The organism is Bacillus sp. ABR, from assembly GCF_056172715.1.
Map to the genome: position 1 here is coordinate 1 of NZ_JAOYSL010000010.1, position 3,033 is coordinate 3,033.

A 3,033-nucleotide genomic window follows, 5' to 3' on the forward strand; every position below is an offset into this window, starting at 1 on the left:
TGTTCTTTGAAAACTAGATAACAATAAGTAATACATTCACATTGAATGCAATGCAAAGTTCATCACACATAGTGATTCTTTCTAAAGTAAGAAATGGTTAAGTTAGAAAGGGCGCACGGTGGATGCCTTGGCACTAGGAGCCGATGAAGGACGGGACGAACACCGATATGCTTCGGGGAGCTGTAAGCAAGCTTTGATCCGGAGATTTCCGAATGGGGAAACCCACTGCTCGTAATGGAGTAGTATCCATACTTGAATACATAGAGTATGAGAAGGCATACCCGGGGAACTGAAACATCTAAGTACCCGGAGGAAGAGAAAGCAAATGCGATTCCCTGAGTAGCGGCGAGCGAAACGGGAACAGCCCAAACCAAGAGGCTTGCCTCTTGGGGTTGTAGGACACTCTATACGGAGTTACAAAGGAACGATATAAGCGAAGAGGTCTGGAAAGGCCCGCCAAAGAAGGTAACAGCCCTGTAACTGAAATGTTGTTCTCTCCAGAGTGGATCCTGAGTACGGCGGAACACGTGAAATTCCGTCGGAATCCGGGAGGACCATCTCCCAAGGCTAAATACTCCCTAGTGACCGATAGTGAACCAGTACCGTGAGGGAAAGGTGAAAAGCACCCCGGAAGGGGAGTGAAATAGATCCTGAAACCGTGTGCCTACAAGTAGTCAGAGCCCGTTAACGGGTGATGGCGTGCCTTTTGTAGAATGAACCGGCGAGTTACGATCCCGTGCAAGGTTAAGCAGAAGATGCGGAGCCGCAGCGAAAGCGAGTCTGAATAGGGCGCATGAGTACGTGGTCGTAGACCCGAAACCAGGTGATCTACCCATGTCCAGGGTGAAGTTCAGGTAACACTGAATGGAGGCCCGAACCCACGCACGTTGAAAAGTGCGGGGATGAGGTGTGGGTAGGGGTGAAATGCCAATCGAACCTGGAGATAGCTGGTTCTCTCCGAAATAGCTTTAGGGCTAGCCTCAAGGTAAGAGTCTCGGAGGTAGAGCACTGATTGGACTAGGGGCCCCTACCGGGTTACCGAATTCAGTCAAACTCCGAATGCCGATGACTTATCCTTGGGAGTCAGACTGCGAGTGATAAGATCCGTAGTCGAAAGGGAAACAGCCCAGACCGCCAGCTAAGGTCCCAAAGTATACGTTAAGTGGAAAAGGATGTGGAGTTGCTTAGACAACCAGGATGTTGGCTTAGAAGCAGCCACCATTTAAAGAGTGCGTAATAGCTCACTGGTCGAGTGACTCTGCGCCGAAAATGTACCGGGGCTAAACGTATCACCGAAGCTGCGGACTGTTCTTACGAACAGTGGTAGGAGAGCGTTCTAAGGGCTGTGAAGCCAGACCGGAAGGACTGGTGGAGCGCTTAGAAGTGAGAATGCCGGTATGAGTAGCGAAAGACGGGTGAGAATCCCGTCCACCGAATGCCTAAGGTTTCCTGAGGAAGGCTCGTCCGCTCAGGGTTAGTCGGGACCTAAGCCGAGGCCGAAAGGCGTAGGCGATGGACAACAGGTTGATATTCCTGTACCACCTCCTCACCATTTGAGCAATGGGGGGACGCAGGAGGATAGGGTAAGCGCGGTATTGGATATCCGCGTCCAAGCAGTTAGGCTGGGAAATAGGCAAATCCGTTTCCCATAAAGGCTGAGCTGTGATGGCGAGCGAAATTTAGTAGCGAAGTTCCTGATTCCACACTGCCAAGAAAAGCCTCTAGCGAGGTGAGAGGTGCCCGTACCGCAAACCGACACAGGTAGGCGAGGAGAGAATCCTAAGGTGATCGAGAGAACTCTCGTTAAGGAACTCGGCAAAATGACCCCGTAACTTCGGGAGAAGGGGTGCTTCTTAGGGTGTTAAAGCCCCGAGAAGCCGCAGTGAATAGGCCCAGGCGACTGTTTAGCAAAAACACAGGTCTCTGCGAAGCCGTAAGGCGAAGTATAGGGGCTGACGCCTGCCCGGTGCTGGAAGGTTAAGAGGAGCGCTTAGCGTAAGCGAAGGTGCGAATTGAAGCCCCAGTAAACGGCGGCCGTAACTATAACGGTCCTAAGGTAGCGAAATTCCTTGTCGGGTAAGTTCCGACCCGCACGAAAGGCGCAACGATCTGGGCACTGTCTCAACGAGAGACTCGGTGAAATTATAGTACCTGTGAAGATGCAGGTTACCCGCGACAGGACGGAAAGACCCCGTGGAGCTTTACTGCAGCCTGATATTGAATGTTGGTACAGCTTGTACAGGATAGGTAGGAGCCTTGGAAACCGGAGCGCTAGCTTCGGTGGAGGCATCGGTGGGATACTACCCTGGCTGTATTGACCTTCTAACCCGCTGCCCTTATCGGGCAGGGAGACAGTGTCAGGTGGGCAGTTTGACTGGGGCGGTCGCCTCCTAAAATGTAACGGAGGCGCCCAAAGGTTCCCTCAGAATGGTTGGAAATCATTCGCAGAGTGTAAAGGCACAAGGGAGCTTGACTGCGAGACCTACAAGTCGAGCAGGGACGAAAGTCGGGCTTAGTGATCCGGTGGTTCCGCATGGAAGGGCCATCGCTCAACGGATAAAAGCTACCCCGGGGATAACAGGCTTATCTCCCCCAAGAGTCCACATCGACGGGGAGGTTTGGCACCTCGATGTCGGCTCATCGCATCCTGGGGCTGTAGTCGGTCCCAAGGGTTGGGCTGTTCGCCCATTAAAGCGGTACGCGAGCTGGGTTCAGAACGTCGTGAGACAGTTCGGTCCCTATCCGTCGCGGGCGCAGGAAATTTGAGAGGAGCTGTCCTTAGTACGAGAGGACCGGGATGGACGCACCGCTGGTGTACCAGTTGTTCTGCCAAGGGCATCGCTGGGTAGCTATGTGCGGACGGGATAAGTGCTGAAAGCATCTAAGCATGAAGCCCCCCTCAAGATGAGATTTCCCATTCCGCAAGGAAGTAAGATCCCTGAAAGATGATCAGGTTGATAGGTCTGAGGTGGAAGCGTGGTGACACGTGGAGCTGACAGATACTAATAGATCGAGGACTTAACCTATATTCTA

The 3,033-nt window shown here is 52.6% G+C and carries 1 rRNA gene; it reads left to right on the plus strand.

The features are described from left to right. Positions 1-95: 95 nt before the first annotated feature. Positions 96-3,026, plus strand: a 23S ribosomal RNA gene (locus OIT90_RS19215). Positions 3,027-3,033 lie beyond the last annotated feature (7 nt).